This window comes from Acidovorax sp. AC410 (assembly GCF_979253235.1).
This window is the reverse complement of the sequence record NZ_CEEDCG010000001.1, coordinates 3,092,494-3,113,904: the sequence shown is the minus strand read 5'-3', so window position 1 is coordinate 3,113,904 and position 21,411 is coordinate 3,092,494. Positions and strand designations below refer to the sequence as shown.

Annotated in this window: 18 protein-coding genes; 2 read left to right on the top strand and 16 right to left on the bottom strand. The window is 67.5% G+C overall.

What is annotated here, in order from left to right; genetic code table 11:
* The 3 genes from folE to AC0IZS_RS14480 all read right to left on the bottom strand — a co-directional run bounded on the left by folE (window position 1) and on the right by AC0IZS_RS14480 (window position 2,949).
* Window positions 1-729 (bottom strand): GTP cyclohydrolase I, encoded by a 729-nt coding sequence (gene folE, locus AC0IZS_RS14490; RefSeq protein ID WP_471636241.1) that lies wholly within the window; start codon window positions 727-729, stop codon window positions 1-3.
* A gap of 118 nt (window positions 730-847) precedes the next feature.
* A complete protein-coding gene (gene clsB, locus AC0IZS_RS14485; protein WP_471636240.1) occupies window positions 848-2,065 on the bottom strand; it encodes a cardiolipin synthase ClsB in 1,218 nt (405 codons plus the stop codon).
* A gap of 146 nt (window positions 2,066-2,211) precedes the next feature.
* The gene (locus tag AC0IZS_RS14480; protein ID WP_471636239.1) at window positions 2,212-2,949 is read right to left on the bottom strand and encodes an endonuclease/exonuclease/phosphatase family protein; all 738 of its coding nucleotides are present in this window, start codon (window positions 2,947-2,949) and stop codon (window positions 2,212-2,214) included.
* 133 nt (window positions 2,950-3,082) lie between these two features.
* On the opposite strand from AC0IZS_RS14480, the gene AC0IZS_RS14475 reads away from it, so the two are divergent.
* Window positions 3,083-4,894, top strand: coding sequence for a response regulator (locus AC0IZS_RS14475; protein WP_471636238.1), 1,812 nt, complete (start codon window positions 3,083-3,085; stop codon window positions 4,892-4,894).
* Between the two features lie 265 nt (window positions 4,895-5,159).
* On the opposite strand, the gene hpaH is transcribed toward AC0IZS_RS14475, so the two are convergent.
* From hpaH to AC0IZS_RS14455, 4 genes are read right to left on the bottom strand one after another with little or no spacing between them, the layout of a single operon-like run.
* Window positions 5,160-5,975 (bottom strand): 2-oxo-hept-4-ene-1,7-dioate hydratase, encoded by an 816-nt coding sequence (hpaH, locus tag AC0IZS_RS14470; protein ID WP_471636237.1) that lies wholly within the window; start codon window positions 5,973-5,975, stop codon window positions 5,160-5,162.
* 2 nt (window positions 5,976-5,977) lie between these two features.
* Window positions 5,978-6,934 carry a fumarylacetoacetate hydrolase family protein gene (locus tag AC0IZS_RS14465; RefSeq protein ID WP_471636236.1) on the bottom strand — a complete coding sequence of 319 codons (957 nt, stop codon included), beginning with the start codon at window positions 6,932-6,934 and terminating at the stop codon, window positions 5,978-5,980.
* The gene (locus tag AC0IZS_RS14460) at window positions 6,931-7,833 is read right to left on the bottom strand and encodes a DODA-type extradiol aromatic ring-opening family dioxygenase (protein WP_471636235.1); all 903 of its coding nucleotides are present in this window, start codon (window positions 7,831-7,833) and stop codon (window positions 6,931-6,933) included. Before AC0IZS_RS14460 ends, AC0IZS_RS14465 begins: the two co-directional genes overlap by 4 nt.
* 31 nt (window positions 7,834-7,864) lie before the next feature.
* The gene (locus tag AC0IZS_RS14455; RefSeq protein ID WP_471636234.1) at window positions 7,865-9,340 is read right to left on the bottom strand and encodes an aldehyde dehydrogenase family protein; all 1,476 of its coding nucleotides are present in this window, start codon (window positions 9,338-9,340) and stop codon (window positions 7,865-7,867) included.
* A 171-nt stretch (window positions 9,341-9,511) separates the two neighbouring features.
* Between AC0IZS_RS14455 and AC0IZS_RS14450 the strand changes: the two genes are divergently transcribed.
* On the top strand, window positions 9,512-10,417 hold the full coding sequence (locus AC0IZS_RS14450) for a LysR family transcriptional regulator (protein WP_471636233.1): 906 nt from the start codon (window positions 9,512-9,514) through the stop codon (window positions 10,415-10,417).
* Here the strand turns inward: AC0IZS_RS14450 and nudB are convergent.
* From nudB to AC0IZS_RS14405, 9 genes are all read right to left on the bottom strand, one after another.
* Window positions 10,392-10,880 (bottom strand): dihydroneopterin triphosphate diphosphatase, encoded by a 489-nt coding sequence (gene nudB / locus AC0IZS_RS14445; RefSeq protein WP_471636232.1) that lies wholly within the window; start codon window positions 10,878-10,880, stop codon window positions 10,392-10,394. The genes AC0IZS_RS14450 and nudB overlap by 26 nt on opposite strands.
* A complete protein-coding gene (locus tag AC0IZS_RS14440) occupies window positions 10,877-13,540 on the bottom strand; it encodes a chemotaxis protein CheW (RefSeq protein WP_471636231.1) in 2,664 nt (887 codons plus the stop codon). Before AC0IZS_RS14440 ends, nudB begins: the two co-directional genes overlap by 4 nt.
* Before the next feature lie 223 nt (window positions 13,541-13,763).
* Window positions 13,764-14,570, bottom strand: coding sequence for a curli production assembly/transport component CsgG (locus AC0IZS_RS14435; RefSeq protein WP_471636230.1), 807 nt, complete (start codon window positions 14,568-14,570; stop codon window positions 13,764-13,766).
* A 140-nt stretch (window positions 14,571-14,710) separates the two neighbouring features.
* Window positions 14,711-16,525, bottom strand: a complete 1,815-nt coding sequence (gene aspS / locus AC0IZS_RS14430; RefSeq protein WP_471636229.1) for an aspartate--tRNA ligase — start codon at window positions 16,523-16,525, stop codon at window positions 14,711-14,713.
* 44 nt (window positions 16,526-16,569) lie between these two features.
* Window positions 16,570-17,190 (bottom strand): DUF502 domain-containing protein, encoded by a 621-nt coding sequence (locus AC0IZS_RS14425; protein ID WP_471636228.1) that lies wholly within the window; start codon window positions 17,188-17,190, stop codon window positions 16,570-16,572.
* A 10-nt stretch (window positions 17,191-17,200) separates the two neighbouring features.
* Window positions 17,201-17,548, bottom strand: coding sequence for an FmdB family zinc ribbon protein (locus tag AC0IZS_RS14420; RefSeq protein ID WP_471639529.1), 348 nt, complete (start codon window positions 17,546-17,548; stop codon window positions 17,201-17,203).
* 97 nt (window positions 17,549-17,645) lie between these two features.
* Window positions 17,646-19,091, bottom strand: coding sequence for a high affinity choline transporter 1 (locus tag AC0IZS_RS14415; RefSeq protein WP_471636227.1), 1,446 nt, complete (start codon window positions 19,089-19,091; stop codon window positions 17,646-17,648).
* Window positions 19,092-19,133: 42 nt separating this feature from the next.
* Window positions 19,134-20,717, bottom strand: coding sequence for a ubiquinone biosynthesis regulatory protein kinase UbiB (gene ubiB, locus AC0IZS_RS14410; RefSeq protein WP_471636226.1), 1,584 nt, complete (start codon window positions 20,715-20,717; stop codon window positions 19,134-19,136).
* Window positions 20,714-21,346: a ubiquinone biosynthesis accessory factor UbiJ gene (locus AC0IZS_RS14405; protein WP_471636225.1), complete on the bottom strand. Its 633-nt coding sequence runs from the start codon at window positions 21,344-21,346 to the stop codon at window positions 20,714-20,716. The genes ubiB and AC0IZS_RS14405 overlap by 4 nt, the downstream gene beginning before the upstream one ends.
* Window positions 21,347-21,411: the final 65 nt, after the last annotated feature.

The following is a 21,411-nucleotide window of genomic DNA, read 5'->3' as shown; positions in this document are numbered from 1 at the left end:
TCAGTTCTTTCCGGGGATGAGGGACAGGAATTCACGGCGCAGCGAGGGGTCCTTGAGGAACACGCCGCGCATCACGGAGTTGATCATCTTGCTGTCCATCTCGCGCACACCGCGCCAGGACATGCAGAAGTGGCTGGCCTCCATCACGATGGCCAGGCCGTCGGGCTGGGTCTTTTCCATGATCAGGTCGGCCAATTGCACCACGGCCTCTTCCTGGATCTGCGGGCGGCCCATGACCCAGTCGACCAGGCGCGCGTACTTGGACAGGCCGATCACGTTGGTGTGCTCGTTGGGCATCACGCCGATCCAGATCTTGCCGATCACCGGGCAGAAATGGTGGCTGCAGGCGCTGCGCACGGTGATGGGCCCGACGATCATGAGCTCGTTCAAGTGCTCGGCGTTGGGGAACTCGGTGATTGGCGGCTGCGCCACGTAGCGGCCCTTGAACACCTCGTTGAGGTACATCTTGGCCACGCGGCGCGCGGTGTTGTGCGTGTTGTGGTCGCCCGCGGTGTTGATGACCATGCTGTCAAGCACGCCCTGCATCTTCACTTCGACCTCGTCCAGCAGCTTCTCCAGCTCGCCCGGCTCGATGAATGCCGCGATGTTGTCGTTGGCGTTGAAGCGCTTGCGCGCGGCGGCAAGGCGTTCTCGGATCTTGACGGAGACGGGCGTGCCTTCTTCGTCCGGCGGGGTGGTCGTCATATCGGCGGCAGTGGGACTGGACATGTCCGGCATCGTAACAGTGATCGAGGTGGGCCGCCTTGCAAAGGTTTTGCGCAGCTATCGCCCATGGAACATCACCATATAGCTCCTATATATATAGCAAAAAATCGATGCATGGCGCTCAATAGCGCTTTCCCGTAATCCACAGCGCCAGGCGCATCAGCGCATAGGCCGCGCCATCGAGCAGACGCTGGCGCAGCGGGCGGCCCGCGTAGCGCGCCGGCTCCATGCGCCGGCCGGCCTGCTGCATGGCCTGCACCAGGCGCTCGCGCAGGTCGATAGCGAACGCTGCGTCCTCCACCACCACGTTGGCCTCGCGCGCCAGCAACAGGCTCAGCGGGTCGAGGTTGGACGAGCCCACCGTGGCCCAGGGCCGCTCGCCCAACGCATCGACCACGGCCACCTTGGCGTGCAGGAAGCTCGGCGCGTACTCGTGGATCTCCACCCCCGCCTCGAGCAGCGCGCCATACACCGGCCGCGCCGCGTGGTACTGCATGAAGTATTCGTAGCGCCCCTGCAGCAGCAGGCGCACGCGCACGCCGCGGCGCGCCGCCATCAGCAGCGCGCGGCGCAGCTTGCCGCCGGGCAGGAAGTAGGCATTGGCGATGATCACCTCGTGCCGCGCCGCCCCGATGGCGCGGCGGTAGGCCCGCTCGATGCGGCTGCGGTTGCGCACGTTGTCGCGCAGCAGCAGCGCCGCGCGCATGGTCGGCCCCTCCTGTGCCGCCTGGGCCGCATGCTGAGCGGCGCTGGCCGAGCGCAACGCCTGCAGGGCCTCGGGCAGGCGGCGCTCGCGCATGTCGCGCACAGCCTGCATGCGCCACCACAGCTGGTCCATGGTGTCGCTGGCCACGGCCACCAGGCTGCCCGTGGCCTGCACGGCAAAGTCGAAGCGCGGCGCGGCCAGTGTGCCGAAATGGGGATCGTGCAGGTCGTCGAGCACGTTGATGCCGCCGCAGAACAGCATGCAGCCATCCACCACGCACAGCTTGCGGTGCAGGCGGCGCCAGCGGTGCGGCAGCAGCAGGCCCAGCGGCCCGAGCGGCGAATAGACGCGAAACTGCACGCCAGCGGCCGAAAAGCGCTCGGTCCACTCCAGCGGAAACGCACCCGTGCCCACGCCATCCACCACCAGCTGGGTGCGCACGCCACGCCGGGCCGCCCGCTCCAGGGCCTGCGCCACACTGGCGCCGCTGCCGGTGAAGTCGAAGATGTAAGTCTCGAACTGGATGTCGGAGAGCGCCGCATCCATGGCCTCGACCAGCGCGGGAAACAGTTCCTGCGCGCCCTGCAGCAGGCGCACCCGGTGGTCGGCGGTAAAAGCCCGCGACAGAGTCAACGCAGCGGCTCCACCGCGTGGCGCGCCACCCACAGCCTGCGAAACTGGCGCGGCCAGGGCCAGAGCCCCCGTGCAAGGGCCGCCCCGCCGCAGTGGGGGCGTCCCCCTTCAAGGGGGAAAGCGCGAAGCGACTCAAGGGGTGACATTCAGAGCCGGAATTCGGCGATGAGGGGCAGGTGGTCCGACATGCGCCACCAGATGCGGCCCCGCGGCACATGCAGCGACAGGGGCGTGAGGCCGCGCACGTAGACATGGTCGAGCTGCACCAGGGGCAGGCGCGCGGGGTAGGTGAAGGCACGGGCCTCCTCGAACTCGTACAGGCCGAAGCCGGCCAGCATGCGCTTGACCTGCAGGCCCCAGTCGTTGAAATCACCCGCCACCACCAGCGGCGTGCCTGCGGGAATCTCGCGCTCGATGAAGCGCTGCAGCCGCTCGATCTGGCGGATACGGCTGCCCGGTATCAGCCCCAGGTGGACGACGATCACATGGATCTTGCGGCCATGGGCGTCCACCTCGACGTGCAGCAACCCGCGCTGCTCAAAGCGGTGGTCGGAGATGTCTTCGTGCTGGTGGCCGATCACGGGCCAGCGCGAGAGCAGCGCGTTGCCGTGCTCCCCGTGGCGCGTGAAGGCGTTGGTGCGGTAGACCGCTTCGTAGCCCTCGGGCGCCAGGTACTCGGCCTGGGGCAGCTCAGGCCAGCGCTGGAAGTACTTCGCCTCCTGCCGGTTCAGCCGGCGCACTTCCTGCAGGCAGACGATGTCGGCATCGAGCTGCTCGACCGCGTGGCCCAGGTTGTGGATCTCCAGCCGGCGCGCGGGGCCCAGGCCCTGCACCCCTTTGTGGATGTTGTAGGTCGCCACCCGCAGGATGTCTGTGTTGTCCATGGTTGCCATTGTGTCGCAAGCAACCGACAGTTGGCGGGCCGGGCGGTGGTTACCCGCATCGCACAATGCGCAGACCGGGCATACACTGTGCTTGCAGTGAGCAGTTACTTTTAATTACATCACCCGACTGCAGATGGCCACAGCCAAAGACCCGGATCCACCAGAGAGCCTGGCACTGATCATTGACAGCAATGCCACCTCGCGCAGCATTCTGGTGGGGCAGTTGCGTGAGTACGGAGTCACCAAGATCGTGCAGTGCAGCCGCGTGCGTGACGCCCGTGCCCGGCTGGAACACACCGTGTTCGACTATGTGCTGTGCGACCAGTTTTTCAGCGAATCTGGCGACTCCGGGCAGACCCTGCTGGATGACCTGCGCCGTGCGCAGTTGCTGCCGTTCTCCACCGTGTTCTTCATGGTCACCGCCGAGGCCTCGTATGCAGCCGTGGCCGAGGCCGCCGAGTCGGCGCTGGACGGCTACCTGCTCAAGCCCTTCACCCCGAGTGCCCTGTTCGAGCGGCTGAGCCTGGCGCGCCTGCGCAAGATCCACCTCAAACCCATTTTCGACGCCATCGAGCAGGAGGACTTCGAACTCGCCTCGCGCCTGTGCGTGGAACGCTTCGAGGCACGCAAGCCCTACTGGCTGTATGCCGCGCGCATCGGCACCGAGTTGCTGCTGCGCCTGAACCGCCACGACGAGGCGCGCACCCTGTTCGAGGCCGTGATTGCCGCGCGCGCCCTGCCCTGGGCCAAGCTCGGCGTGGCGCGCGCGCAGATCGAATCCGGCCAGGCCAACCGGGCCATCACCACCTTGCAGGGCCTGATCGGCGAAGACGCCTCGTTTGCCGATGCCTACGACGTGCTGGGACGCGCCCAGGTGGAGCTTGGTAACTTCTCCGATGCCATCGAGACCTACCGTACTGCCAGTGCGCTCACGCCCGACTCGGTGGTGCGGCTGCAGAAGCTGGGAATGATGTCCTACTACATGGGTGACCGCAAAACGGCCGCCAGCGTGCTCGCGCGCGCAGCCATGCTGGGCATCGACTCCAAGCTGTTCGACTTCCAGGCCCTGGTGCTGCTGGCCTTTTCCTACTTTTCCGACAAGGACCGCAAGGGCATCGAGCGCTGCGTGGCAGACTTTGCCCGGATCCTGGAGCGCCACCAGGACAGCCAGCGCATCCAGCGCTTTTCCAGCATTGCCCAGACCCTGCTGCTGATCCAGCAGCGGCAGTTCTCTGCCGCCGTGGCGGCGGTGCGCGACATGGCGCGCGAGATCGGCGAGGCCAGCTTCGATTTCGAAGCCGGCTGCAACCTGGCCAGCCTGCTGGCCGTGCTGGCGGCCACCTCCATCGACCTGTCGGACGGCGAGAAATGGGTGCGCTCCCTGGGCATGCGCTACGCCAACACGCGTGGCCTCACGGAGCTGATGGCCAATGCCTGCAACGTCTACCCCGCGCACGCCGACATCGTGCGCGACTGCCTGCCCCAGATCAACCAGGCCGCCGAGAAAGCCATGGCCCAGAGCCTGGCCGGCGATGCCGAAGGGGCCGTGCGCAAGCTGCTGCAATTGGCCGAAAGCTCCCTGAACTCCAAGCTGGCGGACATGGCCCAGCAGGTGCTGCTGCGCCAGCGCGAACGCATTGCGGATGCCGATGCGCTGCAGGAGAATGTGCAGGCCGTGCGCGCCCGCTGCGGCAACGCCCCGACCCGCGCGGTGCTGGGGCAGGACGGCGACCGCCGGCCCGGCGGCGTGGTGATACGCACGCGCACGCCACCGCCGCCCGAAGCGGCGGCGTCTGCCGCGCTGGCGGCCATTGCAGCCCGCACTGAACTGTCGGCAGACCAGATCCTGGACATGCCCGACGAGCCCTCCATCGACGACATCCTGGGCGTGCCCACACCCGAGCCCCCCGATCCGGCGGAGAAGCTCAGGCTGCGGCCCCTTTAGCCCGGCAGGAGCGCTCCTGCCCACCAGAGCCTGTGCAGCGGCCTCCTGATACGGATTTGCCTTCGATCGTATAAGTTATCCACTGCGCTGCGCGCCACCCACGACGCATGAAACTGGCGCTGCCCAGGCCAGTGCCCCCGCGCAAGGGCCGCCCCGCCGCGAAGGCGGCGTATCCAGCCCTTGCGCTGGGCGCGTCCCCCTCCCGACTCGCGCAGCGAGTCGAGAGAGAGGTGAAGGCGCGAAGCGACTCAGGGGGTGTTTCACTTCAAACAAAGCGGAAGGCGATATTGCCCAGCGGCCCGTAGTCTGCATGAAAGGTGTCGCCTGCGGCGGCCGCCACCGGCCGCGTGAACGAGCCACCCAGCACCACTTCACCGGCCGCAAGCCCCTCGCCGTAAGGCGCGAGCTTGTTGGCCAGCCAGGCCACGCCCGTGGCCGGGTGGTTGAGCACGGCAGCGGCCAGCCCGGATTCCTCGATCACCCCGTTCTTGTAGAGCAGCGCGCCACACCAGCGCAGGTCCACCGCATCGGGACGCACGGGCCGACCGCCGGTGACGATGCCGGCATTGGCCGCGTTGTCGGAGATGGTGTCGAACACCTTGCGCATCACGCCGGTGTGGCGGTCGTGCTGCTCGATGCGCGCGTCGATGATCTCGATGGCAGGTACCACGTACTCGGTGGCGGCCAACACGTCGAAGATGTTCACGGGCGGGCGTCCCGGCTCGCCGCGCAGCGGCCGGTTGAGCACGAAGGCCAGTTCCACCTCCACGCGCGGCAGGATGAAGCGCTGCATGGGGATGTCGCCGCCCTCGGCGAAGAACATGTCGTCGAGCAGGGTGCCGAAGTCGGGCTCGGTGATCTGGCTGGCGATCTGCATGGCGCGCGAGGTCAGGCCGATCTTGTGGCCGCGCACCGTGCGCCCCTCGGCGATCTTCATCGCCACCCAGGCGCGCGAGATCGCGTAGCCGTCCTGCACCGTCATGCCGGGATGGCGTTTGGAGAAATGCTCCACCTGCACACGGGTCTTCTCGGCCTGGTGCAGCTCATGGGCGAGTTGCTGGATCAACGCATCATGGAACATCGTCAATCCTTCCCGCTGTTTTTGGCGGCCTGCCGGTAGTTGGCCTTCAGATGCTCGGGCACGCGCTCGTCGAAGCCGCAGGCCACGCGCCGTACCTCGGGGCTGTCGGTGGGCTGGTGGCCCACGCCCAGGGCCGAGGCGCGCGGCGCATCGATCGCGACCACGGTGCCCGCCAGGCGGCCCAGGCCCGTGATCTCGCATTCGACCAGGTCGCCCGGGTCCACCGAGCGCGAGTGGCAGGGCGTGCCCATCAGAATCACGTCGCCCGGCACCAGGGTGATGTGGCGCGCAATGTCGGCCACCACGTAGTGCGGGCCCCAGATGGTCTCGTCGCCAATGTGCGCTTCCTGCACCACCAGGCCGTTGCGGTAGGTGCGCAGCGTCTGTTCGAACAGGTTCACGCCGCGCACGATGCCGGGGCCTATCGGCAGCAGGGTGTCGGCCCCCTTCACGCGCAGCATGCTGCCCTGGTCGGTGTCGCGGTAGTTCTGCAGGCCCATGTCGAGCGCCGGGCAAAAGCCCTCGATGTAGTCCCAGGCCTCGTCGGGCAGCACGTTGCGGCAGGTCTTGCCGATGACCACGGCGTACTCGCCCTCGTAGTTCAGGTACAGGCTGTCGGCGGGCTTATGGATCTCGCAGCCATGGCCGTTGACGGAGGTCGGCGGCTTGGTGAAATAGGTGGGCGTCTCGGTCGGCCTGGGCTGGTTGCGGGTTTCCATGCTGCGCGAGCGGTACGAGATGTGCACGGCGATGACCTTGCTGGGCGAGACCGGCGGCAGGTGCTGCACCGTGGCCGGGTCGAGCACGCGGCCATCGTCCAGGCGCAGCTGCCCCTGCTGCGCGCCCTCTTCCACCATGGTGCCCCAGCAGGCGCTGCCGCCCACCAGCACGCGGCGGCGCTCCACGCGCGGGCCGCGCATCACGGCGGGCAGTTCGGTGACCGGGAATTCGAAGTTCATGCCACCACCTCCGCTGGGGCCGTCGTGGCGCCCTCGCCATCGAACCACATGTGTACATTGCCCGTGCCGCGTGCATTCTCGTAGGCCGACAGGGCCACACCGCGCGCGCGGCAGTCGGCACCGCCCATGGCGCCCAGCATCTGCAGGTAGTGCGCGCCAAAGGCCTCCCAGGGCATCTTGCGGTACTCGTCCTGCCAGCGATCGAGCACCATGTCGTGCCGGCCCTGCTCCATCAGCGCGATGGCGCCCTTGTCGCTCACGATGTTCTCGGGGCGCGAGACATTGCTCTCGTGGAAGATACGTGGGTGCTTGGGCTTCCAGTCGATGGGGTTGAATTTGTGGCTCAGCGCGCCCGATGCCAGCAGCAGCACGCGCAGGTCGCTGCGGCGCACGGCCTCGGCAATCGCCTCGCCCGATTTGAGGAAATGGTGCCAGTCGCAGTTCTGGCACGAGCTCACGGTGACCACCGGGGTATCGCTGCGCTCCAGGCGCAGGTGCTTGACCAGGTTGATGGTGGCGTACTGCTTGCCCAGGTCCGGGTGGTTGATGGCGCGGTTGTAGCCCTTGTGCTCGCGCGAAACGGCCTCGATTGAAAGCGCAAGATCGGGGTGGCCCCGGTAGTCGTAGGGCACGCCGTGCAGGTACCAGGGCATCTCGTCGGAGATGAACATGCCCTGGTAGCGCGGCGCGCCGTCCACCAGGTGGTAGCCGGTGGTGAACCAGTGCGAGTCGAAGATGATGACCACGTCGGGCCGGGCCGCAGCGATGCGCTCGCGCAGGCGCGCATAGCCGGGGATCAGGTCCGAGTCGGCCCCCGCGCCCTGCAGCACGCGAAACTCTTCGCACTGCATCAGGCCGGGGTGGTGCGAGACGATGGCGGCGCCAACGATGCTTCCCATAGTGTGTGTCTCCTGTGTGTTCTGGTTGTACTCAGCGATGGCTGAAACTCGCGCGAAAGGGCTTCTTGGGAACGACGACATCCTTCACGTCGCAGAAGAACTCGAAGCTCCAGTCCCCGCCCTCGCGGCCCACGCCGCTGCGCTTGATGCCACCGAAGGGCGCGGCCAGGTCGCGGATGCCGAAGCTGTTGACCCAGATGAAGCCGGTGCGCACCTGCTGCGCCACGGCGCTGGCGTGTGCCGTTTCGCCGTAGCAGACGCCGCCCAGGCCGTAGTCGGTGCCGTTGGCCAGTGCGATGGCCTCCTCGTCGCTGTCGAAGGCCTGCAAGGTGAGCACCGGGCCGAAGACCTCGTTCTGCACGATCTCGCTGTCCTGGCGCACATTGGTGAGCAGCGTGGGCTGGTAATACTGCGCGCCGAAAGGGTGCTGCGCCCCACCCCAGAGCAGCGTGGCACCATCGGCCACGGCGCGCTGCACGAAGCCGTGCACACGCTCGACCTGGCGCGGGTGGATGATGGGGCCGACCTCGGTGGCCTCGTCGCGCGGGTCGCCCACGGTGAGCTTTTCCACATGGCCGCGCAGGGCCGCCACGAAGGCATCGTGTACCTTGCGGTGCACCAGGAAACGCGTGCCCGCCAGGCACACCTGGCCGGCGTTGCGGTACATCAGCGCGCCGGTGGCGGCGGCGTTGTCGATGTCAGCGTCCTCCAGCACGATGAAGGCCGACTTGCCCCCGAGCTCCAGGCTGCAGGGCACGAGGTTGGCGCCCGCAGCCTGTGCGATCCACTTGGCCGTGGGCACCGAGCCGGTGAACGAGATGCGCGCCAGCCGCGGGTCGCTGACCAAGCGCGCCCCGGTGCTGGCGCCCGCGCCCTGCACGATGTTGAACACCCCGGGCGGCAGCCCGGCGGCGTGCGCGCAGTCGGCCAGCAGGCTGCTGGTCAGCGGCGCCCATTCCGGCGGCTTGACGATGGCGCAGTTGCCCGCGGCCAGCGCCGGGCCGAGCTTCCAGGTGGCGAGCATCAGCGGCGCGTTCCACGGCGTGATGATGGCCACCACGCCGGCCGGGTCGTGGCGCACGAGGTGGGAGGCCTGCTCGGTCTCGATGGGCCGGTCCTGCAGGGTCAGCGCATGCTCGGCGAACCACGTGATGTTGAGCATGGCGCGCGGCACCACGCCGTGCTTCATGCGCGAAAGCAGCACGCCGGCGTCGTTGGATTCGAGCGTGCAGAAGGCCTCGGCGCGCTGGCCGATCTCGGCCGCGAAGCGGTCGAGGTAGGGCTTGCGCTCGGCCGCCGTGAGCGCGCTCCACGCCGGGAAGGCGCGCGCTGCGGCGGTGACGGCTGCATCCACATGGGCCGGCGAGCCTTCGCTGATACGGCCCAGCAGCGCCTGGTCGATGGGCGAGTGCAGGTCGAAGCGCATCTCGGACGCCACGCGCTGGCCGTCGATGTAATGGTGGGGCGACACGGCGATGCCGGCGACGTTCAGCGTCTCATTGCTCACGGGGTTCTCCAGAGGGACAAAGGGACCCTGCAGGCGCCAGCCGCACCCGCGCAGGATTGCCGCGAAGTATCGGCAGCCCGCCTGCCAGCCACAATCAATGCTTTTTGATGGATTGTGAAGATGGTCTAATGAATGGGCTCGTCGTCCATGCACAGCCATTCACCCCGAGACATGTCCCTGCCCCACTTCACGCCGCGCCAGCTCGAAGCCTTCGCCACCGTGGCCGAGATGCGCAGCTTCACGGCCACGGCGGACCGGCTGGCGCTCACCCCCTCGGCCGTGAGCCAGCTCGTGGGCGAGCTGGAGGATGCGCTCGGCTTCAAGCTCTTCGAGCGCAGCACACGCCGCGTGGCCATCACCAGCGCTGGGCGCGAGTTCCTGGGCTCGGCCGAGTCAGTGCTCAAGCACCTGCGCATGGCGCAATCGGCCGCCAGCGACGTGCGCAACCGCGCGGCGGGCATCGTGCGCATTGCAGCGCCCCTGGTCGTGGCCAGCGTGATCCTGCCCCAGGCCATCAAGGCCTACCTGCAGGAGCGCCCCAAGGTGCGCATCCACATCCGCGACGTGCCGGTGGAAAAACTGGTGGATGCGGTCGCCAGCGGCGATGCCGACCTGGCCCTGGGCCCGGACCGGGCCTGCGGCGACGATGTGGCGCGCACGCAGCTATTTCAGAGCCCCTGGGTGCTGTGGTGCGCCCCTGCGCACCCGCTGGCACGCCAGCGCAGCGTGACCTGGCAGCAACTGCACGCCCACCCGCTGGTGGCTGCCGGCCGCGACCACGAGCGCAGCGTGGCGCAGATGCACACCGGCCTGCCCAGCGAACAGCGCGTGACACCGGTGGAGATCGTGGACAACATCTCCACCGCGCTGGGCCTGGCCGCCGCCGACGTGGCCGCCACGCTGGCGCCCGACTACGTCGGCGCACTGGCCAAGCCGCTCGGGCTGGTGCGCCGGCGCATCCTTGCGCCCGAGGCCATGCGCTACGTGTGCCTGTACAGCCCCACGCAGCGCGCCACGTCCCCGGCGGCCGAGGGCTTTGCGGAGCACCTGGTCAAGGTGCTGCCCCAGCGCCGCTGAAGCGGGGAAGCAGCAGGCAGGCCTCGGCGTTGCTGGCAGAAAAGCAGCGGTCCGCCGCATCGCGCCAGGGCAGCCACTGCCAGGCAACGTGCTCGCGCGGGCTCAGCACCACGGGCGTGCCTGCAGGCACGCACAGGCCGAAGACGCGTTCACGGTTGAGTACCACGCCTGGCGCATAGCGATGGCGCCACTGGGGCCAGATGTCGTAGACGTTCTCCAGCAGCCAGTCGCTCAGCACGCAGCCGCTGGCCCGCACGTCGATGCCGGTTTCCTCCTGCACCTCGCGCGCGGCGGTGGCTTCCCAGGGTTCGTCCTCGCGGTCCTTGCTGCCGGTGACGGACTGCCAGTGCTCAACCCCGTCCGCACGACGGATGAGCAGGATGTCGAGGGCTGGCGTGTGCACCACGACCAGCACGGACTGCGGCAGCTTGAAAGGCCGCGCCCCGGCCTCCTGGCCACTCATGCCGCAGCCACGAGCGCGTCGACGTCGTGCGCAGGGCCTTCGGCCAGCGCGCCCAGGGCGCACTGCAGCAGCCACTGCGGGGAGATGCGGCACAGCAAGCCGGGGGCCTGTTTGCCGCCAGCGGTGGGGACCGGGATCACGGCATCGATCAACGCAGTGCCCGCAGGCCCGCCGGCCATGCCCACGGGGCGCAGCTCCCGCCGGTCCAGGTCGAGCATGGCGCCCAGTGCATCGACGCGCAGGACGAACTCGCGCGTGCCGCCGCCTTCCAGCGGCACACGCACCAGCACCATCTGGCGGTTGGGGTCGGCCGCACGCAGCACGGGCGCATCGCCCGGCCCCGCTGCCACCACGCTGCGCAGATCCACCACGGAGTAGACACGCTCGCCGATCTGCGCGAGCCCCAGGAAAGGAACGCGCGATCCCCCGCCATGGAGCACCGCCACGTCGGGGGCAGCCGTGACGACCTGGGTCGCCTCGACCCCCAGCCAGTGGGAGCCGATCAGGAAGGTCGCCATCTGCACGCGGTGGCCGGCCTCCACCCGTGCAGCGCCCGCATGCGCATCGACCATGGGCGCGGGAGGGGTTGCCAGGCGGCGCTCGCACAGGTGGCGCAGCACCAGGCAGCCCAGACCATGGTCGTAGCCATCGCTGGTGCAGAACTCGCGATAGCCCTGGCCGCGCGCCCGGCCCATGCCGTACAGATGGCCGCCGAGCGCAGCCGTGCGTCCGCCCTGTCGGCTGGTGGCGATGGCCTCGGGTGCCTGCAGAACCGCCGCGTCACCGCTGGCGCGCACCAGGCGGTCCTGCGCATCGACGAAGGCCAGCGTGTCTCGCGCGGCCGTGCCCACGGCGCAGTCATCCAGGATGGACTGGAGCTGGTTGGCAGCATCCCAGACGATGGCGATGCCGCCGAGCACCGGTCCACCCGCACTGCGCCCCATCCCGTCGCCGACATCGGCCCGCACGGCTGCGGCATACACGAAGGTGGGACCCTCGGCGTAGAAGCGGCTGGCCTCGTAGCGGCTCACGGTGTAGGCCTGGCTACCCTGCAGGCGCAGGCAGCGCTGCGCCCAGTCCTCGTCCAGCCGGGTGCCCACCTGGTGGGCCTGCCCCGGTTGCGAGACGGCGACGACCCGGCCATCGGTGCCGAACAGCACCAGGCAGGCATACACCGTGTACAGGCTGTTGATCTCCGCCAGCACCGCCGTGGCCTGGCTGCAGCCCTGGGTGCCTGCGGCGAGGGTGCGGGCGAACTGCGGCGTGAGCGCCCACCAGCGGCAGTCGTTGGCCCGCTCGTAGAGGTTGCGGTCCAGGATCTGCATGGCCAGCGCGGCGCGGCCCTGGGCATCGCGCAGCAGGGAGCGCAGCACCACGCTGTAGAGGTCTTGCAGGGCACTGGCAAAGGCCTGCGCGGTCTTGCGCGCGGTGGCACCGATCTCGGACAGCAGGGTCTTGGCAAACAACAGTTCGCGCGGGGCCGCTGCATCCCGGCCACCGCCATCGCCCGAATCGCCGATCTGGTTGAGCTCCAGCAGCCCATTCCAGACCGAGCGCTCCAGCGCCGACTGGATGGTGGCCGAGCGCCGCGGAATCTCGCGCAGTTCCTGCGACAGCAGCTGTGCCTGGCCCGACAGCTCGTTGGCCAGCGCACTGCGCTCGTCGTGCGAGGCCTCGTCGAAAGCGATGTCCAGCGGCAGCAGCGCCACGCCGCGCCAGCCCGGCCCCTGGTAGCCCTGGAAGCCCTGGGTATCGCGCACGGCCATCAGGTAGCGCCGGCTGGCATGGCGCACCGCATGCACCCCAGCGCTGCCCGCCTGGGGCAATAGCCAGCCGGCCGGCAGCTGCAGCGGGTCGCCCGACACGAGCACGCGCCCCGAAGCATCGACCAGGGCCAGCACCACATCACTGCCTTGCAGGGTGCCCTGTGCATCCTCTTGCTGCACCGAGTCGAAGATGGCCGGCATCTCGTCAGCCAGCTTGAATTCCAGGCACAGCAGGCCCACGATGCGCCCGCCCGAGTGCACACGCCGGGCATAGACCAGGGTTTCGGCACCGGTGCCGCAAAAGCCATGCACGGCGTGGTGCTCGACATAGCCCGCATCGCTTTGCAGCACCGAACGCAGGAATGCGGCGTCGGCATCCACCTGGTCGAGCCCGCCCACCGGGCTCACGGCACGCAGGCTGGCACAGGGCTGCAGGTCGGTGTCAAAAAGGAAGATGTTGCCGTAGACCGTGTACTTGCTGGCGTACTCGGCCAGGCGCGCCTCGATCAGCGGGCGCAGGGACGGGTCCGGGTCGGCGAGGTACTCGGCCACACCCACGTCGGTGGCGAAGAAGCCGATGTCGGCCGTGCGCTCGAACAGGTTGCGCACCAGCACGTCGATGCACACCTGGGCGCGGGCGGCCAGGTCTTCGGTGCGGTTTTTCAGGGCCTCGCTGACCAGGCCCTGCATCAGGTCGCTGGAGAGGGCCGCGAAGTCCCTGCGCGCCTGGGCCAGGTCACCGCCCGATGAGGCCTTGGACGACAGCAGCGACAGCGAGGACAGCAGCGAGAGCTGGTCCCAGGCGCTTTCGACCAGGCGAAGCTCCTGGCGCTGGTGCTGGGCGGACGGCATGTAGCGCAGCCATTGTTCGGAGGAATTCGGGGAGGATTGCACGGGAAAAGTCCTTTGCGCGATGGGCCCGGTGACGCTGCATTGTGCGGCGGGGCCTGCCGCCCTCCAACTAGCATATTGCATGCCTTTTGCAAATATATTGCCCAGCTTGGCGCAAGGCTGACGGCAGGGACTCCGCAGCATGCGGCGAGACCTTGCTTCGGGGCACGCCAAGACGACCTGGCCAGGTCCCGGATAGATCGTCAACAGGCCCATGGGCCCGAGCTCAGGGCCTTGACTTGGTCGCCACGGGTGGCGGCAGTTCCTTGGCCTGCAGCTGCTGTACCTGGGTCACGAGCTTGTTGTGCGCATCGAGGAAGGCCGCAGCGATGACCTTGCCCTCGTTGGTGTTGCTCCAGCCCGCGCCGCCGGCGCCGCCCATGCGGCCCCAGAGCAGGCCCGCCGCACCCAGATCGGTGCTGCGCGCGGCGCCGGTGGCGGCGGCCACCTGCTCGGTGGTCTCGTTGTCGGTGAGCAGCAGTGCGGTCTGCGCCTCCTTGAACTTGACCTGCTCGGCCAGGCCCACCAGGCCGGCGATATCGCGCAGCACGGGGATCATGGCGATGATGCCGGCAATGCTGCGGCCCGCGTCCTGTTCGCTGAAGGTCAGGCTCGGGGTCAGGGTGTACTGCGCCTCGTAGCCCTTGCCCTTGGCCACGGTGGAGTTCTTGCGCAGGATGCCGGCGTCCTTGAGCTCCTGCTCCTGCACGGTGCCGCGCAGGCCGGCCGCGCGGTCGACGATGCGAAAGCAGCCGCTCTGCTGGGCGATCAGGCGGATCAGCGGCACGGGCGATGCCGGCAGCTGGTAGCTGCTGGAGACGGTGTAGCCGTTGGGGTTCTCGGCCAGGGCCAGCGTGGCCACGGGCTGGCTGCACTGGGTGAGCTCCTTCGCCGCGTCCTTGGCGCCCGCTGGCCCGGCGGAGCCGGTGACCACCGAGCCGCCCTGGCCCAGCTCGGTCTTCTTTTCACCGCAGCCGGCCAGCACGAGGGACAGTACGGCAAGGGCCAGGGGGACTTTGACGGAAGAACGCATGGGCGACCTCGTATCGGTAGGGTGCAACGGCTTGGAAACAGGGGGCTCCATGAAAAAAGCGGCACCGGCCACAGGCCGCTACCGCTTTTCCTCAGGGATGCCCGGTCATGGAAATGACGGGGTAGATACTATCCGCTGGCTCAGGCCGCCTTGACGGCGTCCACGTTGCGCAGGCGGATGTGCAGTTCGCGCAGCTGTTTTTCGTCCACGGGCGACGGGGCCTGGGTCAGCAGGCACTGGGCGCGCTGGGTCTTGGGGAAGGCGATCACGTCGCGGATCGACTCGGCGCCGGTCATCAAGGTCACGATGCGGTCCAGGCCGAAGGCCAGGCCACCGTGCGGGGGCGCGCCGTACTGCAGCGCGTCCAGCAGGAAGCCGAACTTCTCCTGGGCTTCCTCGGGCGAGATCTTCAGGGCGTCGAACACTTTCTGCTGCACGTCGGCGCGGTGGATACGGACCGAACCGCCACCCATTTCCCAGCCGTTGAGGACCATGTCGTAGCCCTTGGAGATGCACTTCTCGGGGGCCGTGACCATCCAGTCCTCGTGGCCATCCTTGGGGCTGGTGAAGGGGTGGTGAACCGAGTTCCAGCGCTGGTTGTCCTCGTCGAACTCGAACATCGGGAAGTCCACCACCCACAGCGGGGCCCAGCGGTCTTCGAACAGACCGTTCTTCTTGCCGAACTCGCTGTGGCCGATCTTGATGCGCAGCGCGCCGATGGCGTCGTTGACGATCTTTTCCTTGTCGGCACCGAAGAAGATCAGATCGCCGTCCTGGGCACCGGTGCGCTTGAGGACTTCTGCGATCGCCGCGTCATGGATGTTCTTGACGATGGGGCTCTGCAGGCCGTCACGGCCCTTGGACAGGTCGTTGACCTTGACCCAGGCCAGGCCCTTGGCGCCGTAGATCTTGACGAACTCGGTGTAGGCGTCGATTTCGCCACGCGACAGGCCCGAACCTTCCTTGGCACCACCGGGCACGCGCAGGGCCACCACGCGGCCGCCCTTCATGTTGGCCGCGCCGGAGAAGACCTTGAAGTCCACGTCCTTCATGGCGTCCGTCAGGTCCGTGAACTCAAGCTTCACGCGCAGGTCGGGCTTGTCCGAGCCGAAGCGGTAGGCCGCGTCCTGGTAGGTCATGACCGGGAACTCGCCCAAGTCCACGCCCAGCGTGTTCTGGAACACGGTCTTGATCATGCCCTGGAACATGTCACGGATGTCCTGCTCTTCCATGAACGAGGTTTCGATATCGATCTGGGTGAACTCGGGCTGGCGGTCGGCACGCAGGTCTTCGTCGCGGAAGCACTTGGTGATCTGGTAGTAGCGGTCGAAGCCGGCCACCATCAAGAGCTGCTTGAACAGCTGCGGCGACTGGGGCAATGCGAAGAAATGGCCGTCGTGTACGCGGCTTGGCACCAGGTAGTCGCGCGCGCCTTCGGGCGTGCTCTTGGTGAGCATGGGGGTCTCGATGTCCACGAAGCCGTTGGCGTCGAGGAACTTGCGCACCTCCATGGACACCTTGTAGCGCAGCATCAGGTTGTTCTGCATGTAGGGGCGGCGCAGGTCCAGCACGCGGTGCGTGAGGCGCGTGGTTTCGCTGAGGTTTTCCTCATCGATCTGGAACGGAGGCGTGACCGAGGGGTTGAGCACGTTCAGTTCGTGGCACAGCACTTCGATCTGGCCGGTCTTGAGCTTGTCGTTGGTGGTGCCAGCGGGGCGTGCGCGCACCACGCCCTTGACCTGCACGCAGTACTCGTTGCGCACTTCTTCGGCGATCTTGAACATCTCCGCGCGGTCCGGGTCGCACACCACCTGCACATAGCCTTCGCGGTCGCGCAGGTCGATGAAGATCACGCCACCGTGGTCGCGGCGGCGGTTCACCCAGCCCGACAGGGTGACGGTTTGGCCCAACAGGGCTTCGGTCACAAGACCGCAATAGTGGGAACGCATGGCCATGGCAGAACTTCCGGCGCCACTGTGGCGCATTGAGAGAAAAAGGGTTACTTGAGAGGCAACTGGGTCGGATCGACCGGGGCCACCACGCCCATCGAAACAATGTACTTGAGCGCGGAATCCACGCTCATGTCGAGCTCGACGCAGTCGCTCTTGCGCAGCATCACGAAATAGCCGCCCGTCGGGTTCGGGGTGGTGGGCACGTAAACGCTCACGAACTCATCGCGCAGGTAGGCTGCAATCTCCCCATTGGGCGCGCCGGTGACGAAGGCCACCGTCCAGACGCCTTCGCGCGGCCACTGCACCAGCACGGCCTTGCGAAAGGCGTTGCCGTTCTCGGCGAACAGGGTGTCGGAGACCTGCTTGACGCTGGAGTAGATCGAGCGCACCACCGGGATGCGATGCACCAGGGCATCGCCCCACTGCACCAGCTTGCGGCCGGCGAAATTGCTGGCAATGGCGCCCACCACGAGCAGGATGGCCAGCGTGAGCACCACGCCAAAGCCGGGCACATGCACGCCCAGCACCCGGTCAGGCTGCCAGGCCTCCGGCAGTATCTGCAGGGTCTGGTCCAGCGTGCTGACGATCCAGTGCAGCACCCAGGCGGTGATGACACCGGGCACGATGACCAGCAGACCGGTGAACAACCATTTGCGCAAGGAAGGCATCCGCTGAGACTCAGGTTTTGGGGGTGGAGCCCGTGCTGGCGCTCGGAGCGCTGGCGGGAGGGGTGGATTCCTTCTTGGGTGCGGCGTCCGTGCTGGCGGCCGCTGGCGCCGCTGCCGGGGCGTCGCCGCCCTTGGCATCGGCAGCGGGTGCCGCCGCAGGCGCGCCGCCTGTGTTTCCACCGCGAAAATCCGTCACGTACCAGCCCGAACCCTTGAGCTGAAAGCCCGCAGCGGTGACCTGCTTGGAAAACGCCTCGGCGCCGCACGCCGGGCACACCGAGAGTGGTGCGTCGGAGAGTTTTTGCAGCACATCCTTGGCATGGCCGCAGGAGCTGCATTTGTAGGCGTAGATAGGCATGTCGGGCGCGTCGTTGAAGGCAAAGTGCAAAACCTTCAATTATAGGCGTGCAGGGGTAGCCCTTGTACAGCCCACCCCGCCGCCCCGCCCCCGCGCCCTACTCCACACCCACCACGCGGTGGTGCCCGGCGTGGCGATTGGCCAGCAGTTGCGGCAGCAGCGAGCCTAGCAGCATGCCCACAACGGCGGCCAGCAGGCCGGCGAGCTGGGCCGGGAACACTTCACCCCATGGGGTGTTGAGCAGCAGCAGCCAGGTTCCCAGGCCGAGCACGATGGCCAGGATGGCGCCCTGGGTGGTGGCGCGCTTCCAGTACAGGCCCGCCACCAGCGGCACGAAGGCGCCCACCAGGGGCACCTGGTAGGCACCCGATACCAGCTCGTAGATGGACGTGCCTTGCATGCGGATCGCATAGGCCAGCACGCAGCCGCTGAACACCAGGGTGGTGATGCGCATGGTGCGCAGGTGTTCCTTGTCCGTCATCGTGGGCCGGAACTGGCGCCAGATGTTTTCGGTGAAGGTGACGCTGGGCGCCAGCAGGGTTGCCGAGGCGGTGGATTTCAGGGCCGAAAGCAGCGCGCCGAAGAACAGCACCTGCATGATGAAGGGCATCTTGGCCATCACCAGCGTGGGCAGCACCTTCTGCGGGTCTTCCTTGAGCAGCGCCGCCGTCTCGCCCGGCATGATGATCAGCGCGCTGGCCACGAGGAACATGGGCACAAAGGCGAACAGGATGTAGCAGATGCCGCCGATGATCGGGCCGCGCGTGGCGGCTTTGACGTTGTTGGCCGACATCACGCGCTGGAACACGTCCTGCTGCGGGATGGAGCCGAACATCATGGTGATGCCCGCCGCAATGAAGAACACCACGTCGTGGAACTTGGGCTCGGGCAGGAAGCGGAACAGCTCGCGGCTGGACGCGAACTCGATCACCTTGTCGGCCCCGCCGGCCATGTTGCCCGCGAACACCGCGATGATGGCCAGGCCCACCACCAGGATGATCATCTGGATGAAGTCCGTGACCGCCACCGACCACATGCCGCCAAACAGCGTGTAGGCCAGGATGGACACCACGCCAATGGTCATGCCCACCGGGATGCTGATGGCATCACCCGACAGCAGGTTGAACACCAGCCCCAGCGCCGTGACCTGCGCCGAGACCCAGCCCAGGTAGCTGAGCATGATGATCAGCGAGCAGACGACTTCGACCGTGCGGCCGAAGCGCTCACGGTAGTAGTCGCTGATGGTCAGCAGCGTCATGCGGTAGAGCTTGCCCGCAAAGAACAGGCCCACCAGGATCAGGCAGAAGCCTGCGCCGAAGGGGTCTTCGACCACGTTGCCCAGCCCCCCTTCGATGAACTTGGCCGGTATGCCCAGCACCGTCTCCGAGCCGAACCAGGTGGCGAAGGTGGTGGTGATGATCATGTACAGCGGCAGGTGCCGCCCGGCGATGGCGAAGTCCGCCGCGTTCTTCACGCGACGGGCCGCCACGAGGCCGATGGCAATGGTGATCAACAGATAGACAATGACCAGGGTCAACAGCACGGCATGCTCCTCGATGTCGCGAAGGGGTGGAAAAGAGAACGGCTAGAAAATCCGGAAACGCTGCAGCACTTGCAACTGCTGTACCAGCATGAAGAACAGCCAACCCAGGAAGAAGCCGATCCCGGAATAGATGATGCCGTTCAACAGGCGATTGGTGCGTTTTTGCTCGGCCAGCAGCTCCATCAGCTCGCGCCGGTGGTCCTGGGGCCGGTTGCGCAGGTAGTCGTGCAGCAGGCGTGGCAGCTCGGGCAGCATCTTGGCGAAATGCGGGCTCTCGGCCTGGATTTCGCGCCACAGGCGCTGCGGACCCATCTGGTCGAGCATCCATTTCTCGAGGAAGGGCTTGGCGGTGCTCCACAGGTCCAGTTCGGGGTCGAGCTGGCGGCCCAGGCCCTCGATGTTGAGCAGCGTCTTTTGCAGCAGCACCAACTGCGGCTGGATCTCCACGTGAAAGCGCCGCGAGGTCTGGAACAGGCGCATCAGCACCATGCCCAGCGAAATCTCCTTGAGCGGCCGGTCGAAGTAGGGCTCGCAGACGGTGCGGATCGCGGACTCGAGGTCGTTCACCCGCGTGTCCGGCGGCACCCAGCCGCTTTCGATGTGCAGCTCGGCCACGCGCTTGTAGTCGCGCCGGAAGAAGGCCGTGAAGTTCTGCGCCAGGTACTCCTTGTCGAACTCGGTCAGCGTGCCCACGATGCCGAAGTCCAGCGAGATGTAGCGCCCGAAGGTGGCCGCGTCCAGGCTCACCTGGATGTTGCCCGGGTGCATGTCGGCGTGGAAGAAGCCGTCGCGGAACACCTGCGTGAAGAAGATGGTGACGCCATCGCGCGCGAGCTTGGGGATGTCCACCCCGGCATCGCGCAGCCGCTCGATCTGGTTGATGGGCACGCCGTTCATGCGCTGCATCACCATCACCTCGGCATGGCAGAAGTCCCAGAAGATCTCGGGGATCAGCACCAGGTCCAGACCCGACATGTTGCGGCGCAGCTGGGCGGCGTTGGCCGCCTCGCGCACCAAGTCCAGCTCGTCGTGCAGGTAGTTGTCGAACTCGGCGACCACCTCGCGGGGCTTGAGGCGCTTGCCATCGGCGGAGAGGCTTTCCACCCAGCCGGCCATCATGCGCATCAACGCCAGGTCTTTCTCGATCACCGGCAGCATGCCCGGGCGCAGCACCTTCACGGCCACTTCACGCGCGATGCCATGGCGGTCGCGCAGCGTGGCGAAGTGCACCTGGGCGATGGAGGCACTGGCCACGGGTGTGCGGTCGAAGAAGGTGAATACTTCGTCCACCGGGCGGCGGAAGGCACGCTCGATGGTGGCGATGGCGATGTCGGGATGGAACGGCGGCACCCGGTCCTGCAGCAGCGCCAATTCGTCGGCGATGTCCGCAGGCAGCAGGTCGCGCCGGGTGGAGAGCACCTGGCCGAACTTGACGAAGATGGGCCCCAGGCGCTCCAGCGCCTCGCGCAAGCGCTGGCCGCGCGGTGCGTCCAGGTTGCGCCCGACGGAGACGATGCGCGAGACCAGGCGCAGCCACGGCTTCTGGAAGCTGTCGAGCACCAGCCCGTCCAGCCCATAGCGGAACACCACCCAGAGGATGGCCACACCCCGGAGAAAACGCTTCATGGACCGGTCCGGTCGGCGCCAGGGCTGTTGTTGGTGCTGCTGCCCGCCGGTGGCACGGGCGCCGGCGCAGGCGGGTACGCGGCGGTGGGGCTGCTGCCATCGGCCGGCGGCACGCGCGAGCCGACGAACTGGCGCAGCGCCTGCGCTGCCTTGCGCGCCACTTCGCTGATGGTGTGCGCGGGCGCATCACCGACCACGCGGGAGAGGTCTTCCTCCAGGTCCCAGCGCACGTTGTCCACCAGCCAGTTGATCTCGGCCGCCAGTTGCACGTCGCCCTCGATGCGGATGGCGGGCTTGTCGCCGCGCAGCGCCACCTGGGCCAGCGCCAGGGGCGAGGTCTCGGTGATTTCGAGCTGCAGATCGGGCGTGGCGCCTTCGGCCGCCAGGTTCAACAGGCCTGCCGGCGTGACCACCAGCGCCATGGAGAACGCACGCCACTGCACCCGCGCCACACGCCCGCGCTGGCGCACCAGGCGCTCCATGGCCTCGCGCTCCTGCATGAGCACATGGTTCAGGAACAGCACCAGCCGCTGCTGCACCTCGTGCACGAGCCATTGCGGCGGCTGCGGGCCTGCGGCCAGGCGCTCGAAGAGGCCGTCCAGGAACGAAAAAGGGGACTGTGTTGCCATAGTCCCCGATTATTCCCTGAACTCGGTCCAAAACATGGGTTTTGGACCGATCCGAGGTGATTTAC

Bases quoted from the DNA above. Each gene is read 5' to 3' on its own strand.
- folE (WP_471636241.1), bottom strand. From the start codon at position 729: ATGTCCAGTCCCACTGCCGCCGATATGACGACCACCCCGCCGGACGAA.
- AC0IZS_RS14480 (WP_471636239.1), bottom strand. From the start codon at position 2,949: ATGGACAACACAGACATCCTGCGGGTGGCGACCTACAACATCCACAAA.
- AC0IZS_RS14475 (WP_471636238.1), top strand. From the start codon at position 3,083: ATGGCCACAGCCAAAGACCCGGATCCACCAGAGAGCCTGGCACTGATC.
- hpaH (WP_471636237.1), bottom strand. From the start codon at position 5,975: ATGTTCCATGATGCGTTGATCCAGCAACTCGCCCATGAGCTGCACCAG.
- AC0IZS_RS14465 (WP_471636236.1), bottom strand. From the start codon at position 6,934: ATGAACTTCGAATTCCCGGTCACCGAACTGCCCGCCGTGATGCGCGGC.
- AC0IZS_RS14460 (WP_471636235.1), bottom strand. From the start codon at position 7,833: ATGGGAAGCATCGTTGGCGCCGCCATCGTCTCGCACCACCCCGGCCTG.
- AC0IZS_RS14450 (WP_471636233.1), top strand. From the start codon at position 9,512: ATGTCCCTGCCCCACTTCACGCCGCGCCAGCTCGAAGCCTTCGCCACC.
- nudB (WP_471636232.1), bottom strand. From the start codon at position 10,880: ATGAGTGGCCAGGAGGCCGGGGCGCGGCCTTTCAAGCTGCCGCAGTCC.
- AC0IZS_RS14435 (WP_471636230.1), bottom strand. From the start codon at position 14,570: ATGCGTTCTTCCGTCAAAGTCCCCCTGGCCCTTGCCGTACTGTCCCTC.
- aspS (WP_471636229.1), bottom strand. From the start codon at position 16,525: ATGGCCATGCGTTCCCACTATTGCGGTCTTGTGACCGAAGCCCTGTTG.
- AC0IZS_RS14425 (WP_471636228.1), bottom strand. From the start codon at position 17,190: ATGCCTTCCTTGCGCAAATGGTTGTTCACCGGTCTGCTGGTCATCGTG.
- AC0IZS_RS14420 (WP_471639529.1), bottom strand. From the start codon at position 17,548: ATGCCTATCTACGCCTACAAATGCAGCTCCTGCGGCCATGCCAAGGAT.
- ubiB (WP_471636226.1), bottom strand. From the start codon at position 20,717: ATGAAGCGTTTTCTCCGGGGTGTGGCCATCCTCTGGGTGGTGTTCCGC.
- AC0IZS_RS14405 (WP_471636225.1), bottom strand. From the start codon at position 21,346: ATGGCAACACAGTCCCCTTTTTCGTTCCTGGACGGCCTCTTCGAGCGC.